Origin of the sequence: Hymenobacter crusticola, from assembly GCF_002154225.1 — a bacterium.
GTDB lineage: Bacteria > Bacteroidota > Bacteroidia > Cytophagales > Hymenobacteraceae > Hymenobacter > Hymenobacter crusticola.
This window is the reverse complement of record NZ_MTSE01000003.1, coordinates 305,485-323,173: the sequence shown is the minus strand read 5'-3', so window position 1 is coordinate 323,173 and position 17,689 is coordinate 305,485. Positions and strand designations below refer to the sequence as shown.

The 17,689-nt window shown below is 56.6% G+C and carries 12 protein-coding genes; 2 read left to right on the top strand and 10 right to left on the bottom strand.

All coding sequences use genetic code 11. The annotated features are described in order from the left end of the window. Positions 1-117 precede the first annotated feature (117 nt). The 5 genes from BXP70_RS07675 to mgrA form a co-directional block, all read right to left on the bottom strand. Complete coding sequence (locus BXP70_RS07675) at positions 118-1,269, bottom strand: efflux RND transporter periplasmic adaptor subunit (RefSeq protein ID WP_086593450.1); 1,152 nt, start codon at positions 1,267-1,269, stop codon at positions 118-120. A gap of 81 nt (positions 1,270-1,350) precedes the next feature. Continuing rightward, the gene (locus BXP70_RS07670; RefSeq protein ID WP_086593449.1) at positions 1,351-1,662 is read right to left on the bottom strand and encodes a hypothetical protein; all 312 of its coding nucleotides are present in this window, start codon (positions 1,660-1,662) and stop codon (positions 1,351-1,353) included. Positions 1,663-1,836: 174 nt separating this feature from the next. Beyond that, complete coding sequence (locus BXP70_RS07665; RefSeq protein ID WP_086593448.1) at positions 1,837-3,210, bottom strand: sensor histidine kinase; 1,374 nt, start codon at positions 3,208-3,210, stop codon at positions 1,837-1,839. Between the two features lie 110 nt (positions 3,211-3,320). Further along, positions 3,321-3,998 carry a response regulator gene (locus BXP70_RS07660; protein WP_086593447.1) on the bottom strand — a complete coding sequence of 226 codons (678 nt, stop codon included), beginning with the start codon at positions 3,996-3,998 and terminating at the stop codon, positions 3,321-3,323. Positions 3,999-4,204: 206 nt separating this feature from the next. Next, the gene (gene mgrA, locus BXP70_RS07655; protein WP_086593446.1) at positions 4,205-5,209 is read right to left on the bottom strand and encodes an L-glyceraldehyde 3-phosphate reductase; all 1,005 of its coding nucleotides are present in this window, start codon (positions 5,207-5,209) and stop codon (positions 4,205-4,207) included. Positions 5,210-5,499: 290 nt separating this feature from the next. Between mgrA and BXP70_RS07650 the strand changes: the two genes are divergently transcribed. Then, a complete protein-coding gene (locus tag BXP70_RS07650) occupies positions 5,500-6,126 on the top strand; it encodes a sce7726 family protein (protein ID WP_086593445.1) in 627 nt (208 codons plus the stop codon). 84 nt (positions 6,127-6,210) lie between these two features. Continuing rightward, a complete protein-coding gene (locus BXP70_RS07645; protein WP_086593444.1) occupies positions 6,211-7,458 on the top strand; it encodes a T9SS type A sorting domain-containing protein in 1,248 nt (415 codons plus the stop codon). Between the two features lie 491 nt (positions 7,459-7,949). On the opposite strand, the gene BXP70_RS07640 is transcribed toward BXP70_RS07645, so the two are convergent. The 5 genes from BXP70_RS07640 to BXP70_RS07620 form a co-directional block, all read right to left on the bottom strand. Further along, positions 7,950-10,577 carry a glycosyl hydrolase 115 family protein gene (locus BXP70_RS07640; RefSeq protein WP_245849558.1) on the bottom strand — a complete coding sequence of 876 codons (2,628 nt, stop codon included), beginning with the start codon at positions 10,575-10,577 and terminating at the stop codon, positions 7,950-7,952. Positions 10,578-10,589: 12 nt separating this feature from the next. After that, positions 10,590-11,714 carry an endo-1,4-beta-xylanase gene (locus BXP70_RS07635; RefSeq protein WP_086593442.1) on the bottom strand — a complete coding sequence of 375 codons (1,125 nt, stop codon included), beginning with the start codon at positions 11,712-11,714 and terminating at the stop codon, positions 10,590-10,592. A gap of 116 nt (positions 11,715-11,830) precedes the next feature. Further along, positions 11,831-13,159 (bottom strand): xylose isomerase, encoded by a 1,329-nt coding sequence (gene xylA / locus BXP70_RS07630; protein ID WP_086593441.1) that lies wholly within the window; start codon positions 13,157-13,159, stop codon positions 11,831-11,833. 115 nt (positions 13,160-13,274) lie between these two features. After that, positions 13,275-14,804: a xylulokinase gene (locus tag BXP70_RS07625; protein ID WP_086593440.1), complete on the bottom strand. Its 1,530-nt coding sequence runs from the start codon at positions 14,802-14,804 to the stop codon at positions 13,275-13,277. Between the two features lie 611 nt (positions 14,805-15,415). Beyond that, complete coding sequence (locus tag BXP70_RS07620; RefSeq protein ID WP_086593439.1) at positions 15,416-17,605, bottom strand: glycoside hydrolase family 3 N-terminal domain-containing protein; 2,190 nt, start codon at positions 17,603-17,605, stop codon at positions 15,416-15,418. Positions 17,606-17,689 lie beyond the last annotated feature (84 nt).

Genomic DNA, 17,689 nt, shown 5'->3' with positions numbered 1-17,689 from the left:
TATAAGCTGGTAGCCTTTAGCTAGTCGCTATTAGCTTTTGGAAGGAAGGGAAACGGCAGCGGCAGATAGGGGCAAAAGTTAGCAGCTACTAGCCAGTAGCTGGCAGCCGAATACTGCCTACCTAGCATCCGCCAACAGATCATCCATGGTCACGTAGCGGGGCTGGATTTTGGTGCCTTCGCGTAAGTCCTGCACGCCTTCGTACACGATTTTTTGGCCGGGCTTCAGACCGCTTTTCACCACGTAGAAATCGGAAAGGCGTGTTTGGGGCACGAAAGCCTGCATCTTCACCTTGTTGGCGCTATCGACCACGAACACGTAGTTTTTGTCCTGAATCTCGAACACCGCCTTTTGGGGCACCAACACCACATTATGGATGGGATTCGTCAGGCGCACCCGGCCGGTGGCGCCGTGCTTGAGCAGCTTGTCGGGGTTCGGGAATTGTGCCCGGAAGGCTATCGAGCCTGTGCTTTCGTCAAACTCACTTTCCTGGGTTTGGATCTTCCCGGGGTACGAATACGGGGTGCCATCGGCGAGCAACAGTGACACGTCGAGGCTGCCCGGGCGGGTACCGTTCTGCTGGCGCGACTTGGCGTACTCTAGGTATTCCTTTTCAGCCACGTTGAAATAAGCGTACACTGCGCCGGCATCGGAAACGGTGGTGAGCAAGGTGCCATCGGCAATCAGGCTACCCGCTTTCAGCGGCATCCGGTCGACTAGGCCATCAAAAGGCGCCCGCACCATGGTGTAGGATACATTCAGGGCCGCCGTGTTGCGCAACGACTGGGCCTCGGCGACACTGGCTTGCGCGGCCTTCAGCTTCGACTGCGCCACGGCTAGCTCACTGGGCGAGATGATGTCCTTATCGACCAGCATTTTCACCCGGTCGAGCTCCAGTTGAATGACCCGAGCCTGGGCCTGGGCATTGTTGTAGGCGGCCTTGGCCTTCGCTACTTGCGAGCGAAATTCGGCGTCGTTGATGCGAAACAGCAGCTGCCCCTTCTTCACCGCTTGCCCCTCATCCACGTAGATCTGCTCCAGAAAACCAGGTACCCTAGCGCGCAGCTCCACGTTGCGCACCGACTGAATATCAGCCACGTAATCGTGGTGCAGCACAGTGTCGCTGGCAACAAGCTCGGTTACGGGCAGCGCGGGCGCGGCGGCCGTTTTCTGGGTATCAGCTTGGCTTTTCTCGGCGCAGCCCGCCAGGGTGACACCAAAGAGGGAAACGACAACCCAGGCAAGCTGGGAAAAACGAGGGAGGGGCATACAATGTGAAAATGAGCGTGCGTGGCGCATGGCGCGACTTGGTTATGAATTAATTGTACTGCTGATCAGACCCTAGCTTTGTCACTCGATAGAGACGAGCCTATCGGGCGCACGAAGCAGTGGCCGCGCGTTGCGGGCTTGGGTTTGTAGGCTATCGGTGCGCAGGTGGTCCGCTTGGCAGCGGGCGAGCATGGTGCGCATCAGGCGCAGCTCTTCTGCCAAGGAGGCGTCCTCATCGTCGTCTTCCTCATCCTCGTCTCGCACTGCCGCTGACTGCCTCGGCGACACCTCTTTGTAGCGCGAGGCAACCAAGTAGAAGTTGAAGCCCGTGGACAGAAAAAGGGCAACGATTAACAGCCAAATCAGTACCGAGTAGCGGTTGTCTTTTTGCATCGGTTCACGCGTTGGTGTGCTGCAAAGGACCTACCCCGACATTAAAACGGTCTGAGAAGAGGATTAGAAAAGATTAAGAAAACGCTAATAGTGGCGATTAAGACCACCGCTAAAGACAAAGCGCTCCTACTTATTCCAAGGAGGAGCGCTTCTAATTCCAGCGCTAGCTTGTTTCTAGCGCTCTTCCGCCGCTGGCAGCCGAACGGTGGCGGTCGTTCCCTCACCTGGCTTGGATTGCAGGAACAGCTGCCCCGCGTGCAGCTGAATAATCTTGCGGGTGATGGGCAACCCTAGGCCGTAGCCGGGCATTTGCTTGCCGGTTTCACCACGGTACAGCGGCTCAAATACGCGCCGCAGCTCTTCCTCGCTCATTCCCAGGCCCGTGTCTGTAATTTGCAGCACTAGCTTCCGTGGCGTATCGTAGCCAAGCGTAACGCGAACCTCAGCGTGCGAATACTTGCAGGCGTTGTCGAGTAAGTTGAGCACGGCCGTGGTGAGCAGTTGGGCGTTGCCGCGCACCATGAACATATCCTCCACCGACTCGGGTAGAAACCCGAAGTCTAGCCGGATAGCGTAGTGCTGGTATTTGGTAGAGCAGGCCGCAATAGCTTGGGTCACGCACTCATCGAAGCGCACGGGCAGGCGCCGAAAGGAGGTATCATCGGCTTTGGCGAGGGCTAGCAGCCCATTGGTCAGCTCGATAACATGCCGGATTTCCTCGATGGCCGAGTTAATACTATGCTTAGCGTCGGCTAGGTCGGTGTCGTAGGCGGCGGAGGTTTCCAGGGTACCGAGCAAGTTGGCCAGCGGCGTGCGCAGCTCGTGCGAGGCGTGCGACAGAAAGCTTTTCTGCGACTCAAAGGCTAGCTCTAAGCCACTGAGCATCTGATTGAAGGTAATGGCGAGCCGCGCAATTTCGTCGCGGCGGTTGCCCTCGTGCACGCGCAGGCTGAGGTTACTTGCCGTGATACCTTCTACTTCGGTCACGATGCGCGAAATCGGCTGCAACGACTGCTCCACGAAGTACCAGCCAGCCAGGATGATGAGCACCAGCGTACCTAGGTTGCCGACCAGCAGAATCAGCCGCAGCTTTTCAAACTCGCGCCCCCCAAACTCGTCCCAGCCCGACACGAATAGGTAGTAGGATTGTCCTTTGTGGCGATACAGCACCCCAGCCGTTTCGAGCTTCCCTACTTGGAAATGCACGGGCTTTTTACTCGTAATCTTCTCTAAGTAAGCTCCTTCGGGCAAGGTGCGTTTGTCCGATGCGGTGGTGTACAGCAGGCGTCCATCCTGGTTGTAGATGCTGATGCGCTCGTCGTGCATCGTGAGCAGATCTTTGCGATGGAAGCTGCGCAGCTTGTTCTCCGCCAGATTCCCGCGCCTGATCAGAATGCTGCCAATAAGCAAAGCCTTGGCCTCTAGCCGGTGGTAATAGCGCTGCTCCCGCGACAGGGCGCTGTAGTAGTACACAAACGCAGACAGGCACAGTTGAATGGCCACCACCAGCAACGTAAACCGCAAAATCAGCTTGTTCCGAATCAGCACGAAAGAGTAACGGAATAGTTAAGTAACTGCGTAAAAAAGTAGCTGATTAATAACATAACAGAGTACTGACGTTCAACAACTTACTTCAGTATTCAGTTACATTCCACGGTCTAGCCTTCGCGCATCACGTAGCCCATGCCCACCACAGTATGAATGAGCTTGGTATCGTAGCCTTTATCGAGCTTTTTGCGCAAGTAGCTCACGTACACGTCGATGACGTTGGTGTTGGTGTCGAAATTCAGCTCCCACACCTTCTCGGCAATGTCTACGCGTGAAATGACTTTGCCGCGGTTGAGCAACAGGTATTCCAGCAGGGCATACTCCTTGGTGGTCAGGTCGATGCGCTGTCCACCGCGGGTCACTACTTTTGACTCTAGGTTCAACTCTAGGTCGGCGATGCGTAGGATGCGCTTTACGCCGGCCGCTTCCGTCGTGCGCTTGAGCAGCACGCGCACGCGCAGCAGCAACTCCTTGAATTCAAAAGGCTTAACCAGGTAATCGTCGGTACCGGCCTCAAAGCCCGTTACCTTATCATCGAGGCTGTCGAGGGCGGTGAGCAGTAGCACGGGCACCAGCGGGTCGTCGGCCCGAATCTGCCGGCACAGCTCGAAGCCGTTGACGTAAGGCAAGTTCACGTCGAGGATGATCAGCTCGTAGTGGTTCTGGCGCAACAACGATTGGCCCATCCGCCCGTCGAAGGCTACCTCTATTTCGTAGCCTTCGTTTTCAAACCCTTTCTTAATGAAAGACGCCAGCTTGGGCTCGTCCTCAACCAATAGCAATTTCATACTCGACCTCCGGTGATGCTTCTATGTACCGAGAAAAGCTAGGTTAGTTGCGGCGTAGAGGAGACGGAGCAGGCTGCGCTAGTCGAAGCATCTCTTCTGCTTTGTTGCAAAAGCTTTGTGCTTAGCACCATAGAAAAGATACTACGACCAGCTCAGCCTCCTAACACGCATAAGGCGCTCCGGGCCAGACAGCGTGTTATCCAACCCTAGGCCGCAGCTTCTGAACCCAAAATCTCGTTGATGCTGGCGAGCTCTTCGGGGCTGAATTGGGTGTTTTCCAGGCAGCGCAGCGAGTCGGCTAGCTGCTCGGGCTTGCTCGCCCCGATGAGCACAGAAGTCACACGCTCATCTTTCAGGATCCAGGCCAGTGCCATTTGGGCCAGGCTCTGGTTGCGCGCTTTAGCGATGTCATTTAGCCGCTGAATCTGCGAAATACGCTCCGGCGTTAGTTGACTCTCGGGCAGCGAACCTAGGTTTTTAGCCACGCGCGAGTCATTCGGAATGCCGCGCAGGTACTTATCGGTGAGCAGGCCTTGGGCTAGCGGCGAGAAGGGAATGCAGCCTACCCCCTCCTCTTCCAGCAAGTCCAGCAGCCCGCCTTCTACCCAGCGCTCAAACATCGAGTACTTGGGCTGATGGATCAGGCAGGGCGTACCAAGCTCACGCAAAATCCGGAAGGCTTCGGCGGCTTCTTTGGGGCGGTAGTTGGAGAGGCCCACGTACAAGGCCTTGCCCTGCCGCACAATTAGATCCAGGGCGCCCATGGTTTCTGCCAGCGGCGTTTCCGGGTCGGGGCGGTGGTGGTAGAAAATGTCCACGTAGTCCAGGCCCATGCGCTTCAGGCTCTGGTCGAGGCTACTCACCAGGTACTTCTTCGAGCCCCAGTCGCCGTAGGGGCCCTCCCACATCGTGTAGCCCGCCTTGCTGGAGATGATTAGCTCGTCGCGGTGGGCGCGAAACTCTTCTTTTAGCACCTTCCCAAACGTCTCCTCTGCCGAACCCGGCGACGGGCCGTAGTTGTTGGCGAGGTCGAAGTGGGTGATGCCGCTATCGAAGGCTAGGGTAAGAATGCGGCGGGCGTTGGCCAGCACATCCACGTCGCCGAAGTTCTGCCAGAGCCCCAGCGAAACGGCGGGCAATTTTATTCCACTGCGGCCGCAGCGGCGGTATTCCATGTGTTGGTAGCGGGCGGGATTGGCTAAGTAAGTCATCGAGGGGTTTGGGTTGGGGGTTTCCCGGCCCGATGCCGCAGGCGTCGGACTGGGCCGTGACGAATTGGGTGGTAAGATAAGGACCCAAGCCAGATTCAACAGGACCTTGCGCTTTTACTAGCTGCTGGTGCCTTTATCCCTACAGCCTATTTCTTACTTTTGGGAACCTAGCTTTTTCTCAAACCCTCCTTCCACGCATGAGCCTGTTCGACACCTATGCTCATCTGGCTCTGGATAGCAACAACACGCTGGGCTTCTTTCTGTAACCTGTAAGCCGTCGACTCCGGCCCGTGAACGACCCCGAAATTCGCACCCTGCTCTACCCATTACTGCACGACGGCGTGTACGTAGATGAGCTCCCTACTGGCACCACCCGCGCCGATGTCGTGCACATCACATCCACGTTCATGCACTGCTACGAGCTGAAGGGCGACGCCGACACGCTCAAACGGGTGCTGCCCCAGCTCAAGTGCTACGGCGTGGTGTACGACTTCGTAACGTTCGTCGTGACGGAGAAGCACGTGGAGAAACTCCTGCCCATGCTTCCCGAGTGGGTGGGCGTGCTCGTGGCCACCACCGAGGGCGTACGCACCCACCGACCGGCACGCTACAACTCAACCGTGGAGCGGCCCCACTTGGCAGGCTTGCTGCTGCGCGAGGAAGTGCAGCAATACCTTATGGCCCTAGGGCTGAAGGGCGCCAGCCAACTGCGGCGGCGGGAGCTGTTTCGCATCCTCGCCCAGTCGCACTCTATTCCGCTTTCGGGGCTCGCGCAGTTTGTGCGCGAACGGCTAATTGCGCGTATGCCCCAGCGCCTCCAGCACCGCGCTGAGCGCAAGGCCGAGCGGGAACGACTAGCCAAGCGTAGGCGCAAGCGGAAGCACAAAAAGGCTACTCCTCTTACCAAACGCCTGTAGCTACTCGGCTCGTACACTGCCAATTGCTTTCCTGGGCTAGGTTCCCTTATCTTCCCGAGAACTTACACTAGCAGCAACCTAGGCATGCGTAGAAACTATCTGGTATTTCTTCTGCTCCTGCTAGGCGTGGGCGGGCAAGTACAGGCTCAAAGCGGCTGCCCCGACCCTAGGGCAACCAATTATACTGCCGGGGCCGTCGTCAACGATGGCTCGTGCCAATACGCCCTCACCCCGACCACGCTGCTTACCAAGGCGCAGCTGCCGAGAGAAGTGACTGAAAGCTCCGGCCTGCAGTACTCCGACCAGCGCCTGTGGACCTTCAATGACAGCGGCAACGAGCCCCTGCTCTACCGCCTCGACCCCGACCTAGGTACCCTTCAGCAGCAAGTGCGCATCAGCAACTTCAGCAACGTCGATTGGGAAGACATTGCCGCCGACGCGCAGTACCTCTACCTCGGCGACTTCGGCAACAACAACGGCGACCGGCGCGACTTGCGCATCCTACGCGTGCGCAAAGCCAGTATCGGCACCAGCGCCAGCGAAACGGTAACTGCCGAAGCCATCCAGTTCAGCTACCCCGACCAGACGAACTTCACCCCCGGCACCAACAACCACAACTTCGACTGCGAAGCATTTTTCTTTGCCAACGACTCGTTGCACCTGTTCACGAAGAATTGGGCCGACTTGAAGACCACGTACTACACGGTACCCGCCACGCCCGGCACCCACGTTGCCCGCCGCCGGGCTAGCTTCAACGTGAACGGGCTGATAACCGCCGCCGACCTCAACGCCAACGGCACCGAAGCTAGCCTGCTCGGCTACAATGCCACAAACGGCACTACCTTTCTGTGGCTGCTGTTCGATTTTCCCACCAACGGTTTTCTGCGCGGCAACAAGCGGAGAATTGAGCTGCCAAACGCTCTGAGCATTGGGCAAGCAGAAGGGCTAGCTTTCACCAGCCGCTACCAGCTGTTGCTGTCGAATGAGCAGGTGATGGTTGGGGCATTTACCATTCCGGCGCGGCTCTACGAACTGAATGCGATGCAGTGGCTAGCTCCCTCCACCCCAACGGCCAACAAGCAGCCCCTAGAGAGTAGCTTCACGGTCTTCCCCAACCCGGCCGACCACACATTATGGATTCGAAGCGCAGATGCGTTTGCGGCCGGCACGCGCCTTGTGCTGCAAGATCTCCACGGCCGTACTGTTCTTGCCCGGTCGCTGGGCCCAGGGCGCCAGGAGCAGCTTGACCTTCAGGGTATTGCCAGCGGCATTTATCAACTGAGCGTACGGTCCGATAAAGGGGTTGCCTTTCGGAAGGTTATCGTGCAGTAAGGCACCTAGGTGTAGGCGGCTTCTCCCGTATGTAAGCCTTGGTTACCTTCTTATCGATGTCGGCTTGGCTGTAGCCGGCTTCCCGAAACAGGCTAGGGTATACTCCTGTGTAAAAGGCTCCTTTTTGGGCTAACGCCCCTTGCTTGGGGGCTTTGTGCCGGCACGTTTGCAAGGCCAATACATCCTAGGAAGAGCAGCAGGGCCCGCGCTTGCTATGCGAAAGAAGGGTAAGGAGTAGGTTCATTCGTTGAGAAACTGGAGGAATTTGTAGTTGGCGTTCTGCGCTGGTTATTCGCTTGGTGACCAGGTCCGGGAGGTTGTGCGCCTAGGGCTAAGTTTGTGCTATGAAGCTGTGCCGCGCTGGTAGCGGCCAAGCAGGAGAAGTTCAGCTAGGCCGCTCTTCTCCTGCTTGACACGCGAGCATATCCCCGGCAAATGCGGCCGGTGCCGGCACTACTTTTCACAAGCACACGCACTAGTAGGAGGCAGCCTTAACGCTGCCCCACACTGTTTTTTGTCTCGGTTGGGGTCGTCTTACGCCCCGAAGAACTTTCCGGTGGACCTAGGTAGCTCGGCTTTACGCCACCCTGGTCGACCACCAATTTTTCGAGCACCACGGCAGGGTCGACGCGCCAGAACTTCAGCACATGTTCACCGGGCTTGCTGAGCGTGTGTTGCGAGGTTTTCAGGATAATATTTTCCGCTACCGCTTTTTCCCAGGGCCTGTTGCCATTATCAGCGACCATGCCGGTATGCAGATTAATAATCTGTGGGGCCTCATCATCGAAGGATACGGCATAACGTAGCCCTTCCCCACTGGCAAAGTTCAAGGTCGGGGCTAGGTAGGCTTGCACCGTTACGGGGCCAGCCTTGGCGAGCGTGACGCGGTACTCCAGGTGCGGACTCATGCCGCCTGGTGCAGTCGTCGGCCCGACCGTTACCGGGAACGTGGTCACGGCGCCCGCCGTGCGACCCAGGTCGGGCAGACGCTGCCAAGTGATGCCACTGCCATTTACCGGTTGGGCATAGTGCTCGGCGTCAATCGAGACGTACTGGTTACTGGTGGACGAAGCTAGTGCAGTTGGCTCCTTGGTAGCCGTGGTTTTGTCCGCTGCTAAGGTCACCACATCCGGCATTTTATCCGCATTCGGTTGTTGCCAGTAGGTATAGCCGATGTGCGTCTGGTCCATCATGTGGTTCCACTTGCCGCCAGCTAGGGCATGATAACGGTTCTTAATTTCCGTGTCTTTGGCAAATAAAACTTTGACTTTCTCAGCTAGCTCGTTTGTATTGGCTTGGTTGGTTTTGGCAGCCTCACGGTTGCGAGCGACGGTGTAGTACAGCTCGTTGAGATTGGCACAGGCCTGCACGGGGTGCAACACGAGTTCATAATAAGCATCTTGGACAGCAGGAGCTAGCTTCTGGTTAATGGCTTCAGCGCGGCTCAGCAGCTGTTGGTATTCGCTCACAACGGTAGCCCACTCGCCCGTCTCTAAACTGTACGTATTGGCGTCGAGCAGTTCGGGTTTGCGACGGGCGTTGTACTTGGCGTATTTGGCCAGAATGTCGGCAATATCGACGGCGTGCTTCTCCCCAAACTGCTGGTTAGCCCATTGCCGGGTGTAGGCTGCTACCTGATCGGCCTTGATGTTGTCGGGGTTCCAGGCGTAATCCAGGAAGAAGCTGATGGGCAATTCCATTGGCTTCAAGTCGCCCACGTTCACAATCCAGATCTGGTTGACGCCATACTCGTAGGCTAGGTGCATCTGCTCCCAAATGCGTGGCAGCGGGTTTGTGTTCAGCCATTTGTAGTTGCGTGGGCCACCCACATAATCGAAGTGATAGTAGATGCCATAGCCACCTTTGCGCGGCTTGTCACCTAGCTTCGGCAGCTTACGAATATTGCCCCAGTTGTCGTCGCAGAGCAGTAGGGTAACGTCGTCGGGCACGCGCATGCCTTTGTCGTAGTAGTCCTGCACCTCTTTGTAGAGGGCCCACATTTGCGGGGTTTGCTCGGCGGGCTTGCCGGTCGTTTCGGCAATGATCTTGCGCTGATCGGCCACGATTTTTTCTAGCAACGCAATGTTGCTGCCTTCCGACATCGGCTCGTCGCCGTCGCCGCGCATCCCCACGGTCACCACGTTTTCGCGGGTGCCCATGCGCTTCATGCCGCCGCGCCAAAACTCCTGCAACACCTCCGGGTTGGTCTGGTAGTTCCAAGCACCTTTGCCGTAGCGGCGCCACTCGTCGTGGGCGCGCGTCAGGGGCTCGTGGTGCGAGGTGCCCATCACAATGCCGTACTCATCGGCCAGCACCGGGTTTTGCGGGTCGTCGTCGCTGAAGGCATTACCCCACATGGCAGGCCACAGGTAGTTGCCCTTCAGGCGCAGAATCAGCTCGAACATGTGCGTGTACATCTTCGAGTTGACACCGCCAAACTTCTCCTTCGCCCAACCCGATAGGGCCGGCGCTTCGTCGTTGATGAAGATGCCCCGATATTTCACCTTGGGCTCGCCCTGGGTATGCCGCCCCGCCGAAACGTACAGCGCCTTTTGCGGCTGCGTCGGCACGTCGGCCCACCAGTACCACGGCGACACGCCTATTTCTTTGGAAAGGTCATAGATCCCGTAGATGGTGCCGCGCTTGTCGCTGCCGGCAATAACCAACGCGCGCTCAACGCCCGGCATGGGCTTCTCCACGATCTGCTCTACAAACACCTCCCACTTGCCAGCTACGCCTGACACGTCGAGCTTTTTGTCGCGCACCAACTGGTCGATGAGCGGACTCTTGCCGATGGTACCGACCAGCACGATTTCTTTACCGGCAGGAGCTTTATCGGTGGTGAGCGTGGGCGTGACGTTCGTCACGCGGTGGATGTCGGCTTGTAAATCTTTGGCGGCGCGCAGTACGCCGGGCCAGTCGCTGGCGCTAGCGTAGAGGGGCGCGGCTTTGCCGGCAGCTTCCAGCGTGAAGCTAGCTTTTTGCTTTTTCGACGTGACGTACGACGTGCCATCAAGGGCCCACGCCGATTGCCCGGCGCTTATTACAAAGCCTGTGGCCAGGAACAAGGCCACAACCCTAGGCCGGGAGAACAACCGGCCGATACGTAACATAACCATACTGGAAGTGTATTAACGTTTGTTCTTCGCCGTTTGCACGACGGCTTGGAAAGCGGGCTTGGGCTGGTAGTTGCGGTCGAACAACAGCGGATAGCTGGTGCGGCCTCTGATGGGCCAGTCGTTCAGCCAAGAGTCGGCATCGGTCACGCCCCACAGCGTGATGCGGTCGATAACGTCGCGGTGCTTGTGAAACAGAGCGAAGATATCAGCGTAACGCTTGGTGAGTTTCTGCTGTACCGAATCGGGCAGGCCCGTGGTATACACGTTGTATTTGGCGTCGGCTGAGAAGGTCTCAGCAATGTCGGCACCCTGGCGCCGGCTGGGGTTCGGCAGCACGTCGATGTCCAGCTCCGTGAAGTTCACGTGTACCCCTAGGTTTGAGAAGGCCACTAAGCTCGCCTCAATTTGCTCGATGCTCGGCTTGGTCAGGCCATAATGGCCCTGCATACCAATGGCGGCCACTTTGATGCCTTTGGCTTGCAAGCCCTTCACGAGCTTGATTACGCCTTCCCGCTTTTCGGGACGGTAGAGGCTATAGTCGTTGTAGTAGAGCTCGGCCTTGGGGTCAGCTTTGTGGGCGTACTCGAAGGCTTTGGCGGCGAAGTCTTCGCCCAAGATTTCCAGCCACTTGGTTTTGCGCAAGTCGCCTTGTTGGTCATCGATGGCTTCATTTACTACGTCCCAGCCCCCAATCTTGCCTTTGTAACGGCCGACCACCGTGTTGATGTGTTCTTCCAGGCGCTTGAGCAGCACTTCTCGGCTGGCGGGTTTGCCCGTCTCATCCTCAAATACCCACTTGGGTGTTTGCTGGTGCCACATGAGCGTGTGCCCGATGATAAACATCTTGTTCTGCTGCCCGAAGGCCACATAGTCGTCGGCGGGCTTGAAGTTGTACTGGTTCGGCTGCGGGTGCACTGAGCCCCACTTGAGCAAGTTTTCCGGGCTGATGGTGTTGAATTGCTTTTTGATCAGCGCCGTGGACTTAGCATCCTGACCGCTGATCTGGCGGTAGTTGAGCGCCGCGCCCACGTAGAAATCATCCTTAAACGCATCTTTCAACGTGGGCTCGGTCTTCTGTACAAAACCTAGGGCTACGCCAGCCAGCGCAATATAGAGCAGGGAATTTTTTGTTTTCATATGTTGAGTTCGATTACGAAGATCATGACCTAGCTTCTTCGAATAGGCTGCAAAAAACAACTCCCCATAACTGACCGCCTAGCAGCCAATTATGGGGAGTTGCCCTCATCCTAAACCTAGATATATTGGTTGATGATGTTTTCCAACCACTCCTGCTTGCCGCTCTTCTGTTGGGGCTCGCCGTTTTCGAAGGCATACGTGCGCAGGTCTTCCAGCGTCAGTTGGCCGTCTTCGAATGCCTTGCCCTGGCCGCTGTCGAACGAAGCGTAGCGCTGCTGGCGGAACTGCTTGTAGGGCGACTTCTCCAGGATGTCGTTGGCGATTACCAAAGCGCGGGCGAAGGTATCCATGCCGCCGATGTGGGCCACGAAGATGTCCTCTAGGTCGGTCGAGTTACGGCGCGTTTTGGCGTCGAAGTTGATACCACCGGGCTTGATGCCGCCGTGCTCCAGAATAATGAGCATCGACTCGGTCAGCTCGTTAAGGTTGTTGGGGAACTGGTCTGTGTCCCAACCGTTCTGGTAGTCGCCGCGGTTAGCGTCGATTGAGCCGAGCAGGTTGGCATCGGCGGCTACTTGCAGCTCGTGCTGGAAGGTGTGGCCGGCCAAGGTGGCGTGGTTCACTTCCAAGTTCAGTTGGAAATCGTTCTCCAGGCCATGCTCCTTGAGGAAGCCAATGACGGTAGCCGCATCGAAGTCATACTGGTGCTTGGTGGGCTCGGCTGGCTTGGGCTCAATGAAGAACTTGCCTTGGAAGCCTTGCTTGCGCGCATAGTCGCGCGCCATGGTTAGGAAGCGGCCCATGTGAGCGAGTTCACGCTTCATGTTGGTGTTCAGCAGGGTCATGTAACCTTCGCGGCCACCCCAGAACACGTAGTTCTCGCCGCCTAGGGCGATGGTAGCGTCTAGCGCGTTTTTCACCTGCGTACCAGCGAAAGCGAGGGCGCCAAACTCGGGGTTGGTGCTAGCGCCGTTCATATAGCGCGGGTTAGAGAAGACGTTGGCCGTGCCCCATAGAAGCTTCACGCCGCTCTCGGCTTGGTGCTCTTTGAGGTAGTCCACAATCGACTGAAGGTTGCGCTCATACTCCTGTAGCGAGGAGCCTTCGTCCACCAGGTCAATATCGTGGAAGCAATAATACGGCGTGCCGATCTTGGTGAAGAACTCGAACGCCGCATCGGCCTTGTCCTTCGCCCGACCTAGGATGTCGCCTTGTGCGTCCCAGGGGAAAAGCTTGGTGCCGGGGCCGAATGGGTCGCCGCCGGTGCCAGTGAAGGTATGCCAATACGCCGTGGCGAAGCGCAGGTGCTCCTTCATGGTTTTGCCAGCTACGATGCGGTTCTCATCATACCATTTGAACGCCAGCGGGTTGTCCGACTCCCGGCCTTCGAATTGAATAGTACCGATGCCTTTGAAGAACTCGGTTTTGCTCAGAGTGATTGACATAAGTGTATGTAGTTGGGTGAGTTGATTTTTAATGATTGACCTAGGTGTAGCTTACCCCGTATAGACCGCGCTGTGCACGAGCTAGGCGCCGACTACACTTGTTCACACTAGCTTACTAGGCTAGGGTCAGTTTGCTATCCGTTTGCTTCTGCGTAGCTGGGTCGAGTACCGTTTGCGTCAGTACGTCTTTCCAGCGGGCATAGGCTGCTTGATATTTTTCTTGCAGCTCAGGCGTTGGGGCTAGGGTTAGCATACGCTCCAAACCTACGAAGGCTTCGGCCGGGCTAGCGTACACGCCTGCGCCAACGCCCGCACCGCGTGCGGCCCCTTGGGCGGCATCGGTATTATATAGCTCTAGCTCCACGTTGCCACTGTTCACAAACGCCTCGCGGAACAAGGGGCTCAGGAACATATTAGCATTACCGGCGCGCACCTTCTGCACCTGCACTCCCGACTCGCGCATGATGTCCATGCCGTAGTTCAAGGCGTACACAATGCCTTCTTGGGCCGCCCGCAGCACATGCGCCTGCGAGTGAATGTTGAAGTTGATACCCGACAAGCTAGCATCGGTCAACTGATTTTCCAGCACGCGCTCGGCGCCATTGCCGAAGGGCAGGAAGACAAGGCCCTCCGCTCCTACTGGCGCCTGGGCAGCTAGCTCATTCATCTGGTCGTAAGGCATTTCGCCCACCAGTTTGCGCAGCCAACTGTTCAAGATACCGGTGCCATTCACACACAGCAACACGCCGTTGCGCGGCGCTTCGGCCGTATTATTAACGTGTACGAAGGTATTGACGCGCGACTTCGAATCGGCGGTGGCGGTTTCGTTGATGCCATATACTACGCCCGAAGTGCCAGCTGTTGCGGCAATTTCACCGGGCTGCAATACATTCAAGGAGAAGGCATTGTTGGGCTGGTCGCCGGCGCGGTAGCTGATGGGCGTGCCCGCGTGCAGACCTAGCTCCTGCGCCGCTTCCGCTGTCAGTTCGCCTTGCACCGAGAAGGTATCAACTACTTCGGGCAGCAGTTCATTGCTGATACCGTAATAATCGAGCAGATCCTGCGCTACGGCTTGCTGCTTGAAGTTCCAGAACACGCCTTCCGACAACCCCGAGATGGTAGTTTGCAGGTTGCCGGTCATCTTGAAGGCGATGAAGTCACCGGGCAGCTGAATTTTGTAAATCTGAGCAAAAAGCTCGGGCTCGTTGTCTTTCACCCACTTCAGCTTAGAAGCCGTGAAGTTACCGGGCGAGTTGAGGAAGTTGGTTAGGCAAAACTCCTCTCCTAGCTGCGTAAACGCCTGGTTACCTAGGCCTACGGCCCGGCTGTCGCACCAGATGATGGCGGGACGTAGCACTTTGCCTGCCTTGTCAATTAGCACGAGACCGTGCATCTGGTAGGTGATGCCGATGCCGGCTACCAGCGACGTATCAAAGCCATAGCTTTCTTTCAACTGATGTGTAGCATTGATAGCCTCTTGCCACCAGCGTTCCGGGCGTTGCTCGGCCCAGTTGGGAAACGCCACCTCAATTTCCATTTCTTTTTTGGGCGACATGGCCGTGGCGAGGGCTTTGCCGGTTTCAGCCGCGAGCAACGTGACCTTTACCGAGGAGCTACCAATGTCGTACCCGAGCAAGTATTTCATACTAGATTGTAGGGCGCCTCAACGCCAACGGTTAATTGGGTGGTTGGAGTGGATCAGAATTCTCACTTACAAAAGAATTGCATTAAAAAAGTACAATAATAACTCCCTTTAAAAAGCAACATACGGCAGCAGGTGAGTCTATTGTTCTCTCATAATACGCCTTGAAGGTAGCAGGTCTAAGTCATTCCTAAAACCTTTGCAATCGTATATAGATGCATTATTTAAAGCAAAAACTATCGGAAACGGTTTCGGAAACGGTTTCGATAGGTAAGCAGAACAAGTATTCTTTCGTTTTTCCTTCAGTTGATTTTTCTTAGAAAAATCAAACCCAAAACCAACTTCCCCTAAATACCCATATTCTACCTCCAGGGTTCAAGTTTTTTATTCTTCAGCGCAACGAACAGGCTTGCTCTAGGCGCGCGGTGCTCCTTATTTCTGTCCAGTTTTTTCCTTGCACAAGCTTTTTTGCCCTGGCTAAAATTGCCGCCCTAAGTCCCATTACGAGCGCATATAAAAGCAACTCTTGCGCCTGCTCGTTGAAGGACGGACCTAGAACGACCTAGGCAAACAACGTCAGCAACGAGCAGGCGCAAGAGGTTGCGTCGCTCTACCTATCGTGCGGCTAATGTGGCCATGGCAGCTTTGGTAGCACCTAGGTCCTGGCTCCGCTGCGTGGGCAGTGAGCCGCCTACCCATACCTTCACCGGGCCAGATGGCGCCACGGCTTCACCCTTCTCGTTGATGAGGGCAAGCTGCTCGGGCGTAAGCGTAAACTTAACAGTAGTGCTAGCGCCAGGTTGAAGTTTTACCCGCTTAAAGCTTTTTAGAGCGTACAAAGGCGTCTGGCTGCCTTTAGCAGCCGTGTGCGTGAGGTAAAGTTGCACAACCTCTTCGCCTTCCATCTTCCCGGTGTTGGTGATAGTAGCTTCTACTTCTACAGGCTTGTTTTTAACAATCTTCTTAGTGGACAGCTTCACGCTCGGGTACTCAAACTTAGCGTAACTCAAGCCGTAACCAAACGGATACATCGGTTCGGCTTCCAAGTAGCGGTAGGTACGGCCCTTCATACCGTAGCTCTCGTAGGCAGGCAGTTGATCGAGCGACTTGGGGAAGGTGATGGGCAGCTTGCCCGAGGGCGAGGCTTTGCCGAAAATGAGGTCAGCCACGGCATTGCCGCCTTCCTCGCCGGGGTACCAGGTCAGCAATACGGCGTCGGCTAGCTCGTGCACTTCGGCTAGGTTCATAGGGCTGCCACCCGTTACCACGGCAATGATGGGCGTTTTGCTGCCTTGGCGCAGTTTTTTCAAGAAGTCAATTTGGTTCTTCGGGAGGTTATAATCGAGCCGGTCGCCGGCGTGAGCCGAGGCAATAGATTCGCCTTCTTCTCCTTCCAATACGCCTGTAATACCCATCACCACGATGATGGCATTGGTTTGCTTGGCCTCGCCTGTGGTCCAGTCGATGGGGTTAATGTTGGGGCGGTCGAGCAGGGCACCTTGCTTATACTCGATCTGGCTGCCGGGCTGCACCGCCCCTACCAAACCTTCCAAAATGGTGCTCATCTGGCCGTTGACGCCGTAGTAGTTACCTAGCAGCGCCTCCACACTAGTAGCATTGGGGCCCGTCACGAAGTACTTGCCTAAGTCGGGGCGCAGCGGCAGTACCCCGTTGTTCTTGAGCAACACCATTGACTTGAGCGCCACCTCCTTGGCGAGGGCGCGGTGCGCGGTGCTGTTCACCACTTCCGGACCGAGCCGATCATAGGGTGTGGCATTTTGCCCGTCGAACAAACCTAGCTTGAAGCGCGTGCGCAGCAAAATAGCGAGGGCACTATCAATCTGGCTTTCCTTGATCAAGCCCTGGCGTACGGCATCAGGCAGCTTGGTGTAGGTGTCGCCGCAGTTCAACTCTACGCCACGCTGAAGCGCCAGCGCGGCGGCTTCGGTTTTATTCTTGACTACTTTATGCCCTTCGTAAAGGTCGTCGAGGGCACCGCAGTCGCTTACCACGTGCCCCCGAAATTTCCATTCTTTGCGCAGCACATCTTGCAGCAGGAAGGTATTGCCGCAGCACGGCTCGCCATTGGTGCTGTTGTAGGCGCACATGACGGCTTCCACGTTCCCCTCCTTCACCAACGCCTTGAACGCAGGCAAGTAGGTTTCGCGCAAATCCTGGGGAGAGGCTTGGGCGTTGAACTCGTGGCGCAGCTTCTCAGGGCCGCTGTGCACAGCGTAGTGCTTGGCGCAGGCGGCCACTTTCAGGTACTTGGGGTCGTTGCCCTGTAAGCCTTTCACAAATGCCACCCCGATCCGCGAGGTGAGTGTTGGGTCTTCGCCATAGGTTTCCTGGCCCCGTCCCCAGCGCGGATCGCGGAAGATGTTGATGTTAGGCGTCCAGAACGTGAGCCCTCCATATTTCACGTAGTGGTTTTTGGCAATGGCGGCGTTGTACACAGCCCGCGCCTCGTCGGAAATGGCCGTGGCTTCGCGCAGGGCTAGGTCGTCGTCGAACGTTGCCCCTAGCCCAATAGCTTGCGGGAACACCGTGGCGGGCGCCGAGCGACCCACGCCGTGCAGAGCTTCGTTCCACCAGCTATACGCTGGAATGTTCAGTCGTTGGATAGCCGGACTCTGGTCGAGCATCTGGCTTACCTTTTCTTCCAAGGTGAGCTTCGCTATCAAGTCGCTGACGCGCGCATTGAGCGGCTGGTTGGGATTAAGGTACAGCGCTTGTTGTTGTCCCTGAACATTTTGTAGGCTCAGCCAAGCCAAAGCAGACGAAAGCAGTAGGCGTTTGTGCATGCGGAGGTAACTAAAAGAACGCGAATTAAATTGGTTGTGGAGGCAGGAGCAATGATGCGGATAAACGAAAATGACCTAGGGTTA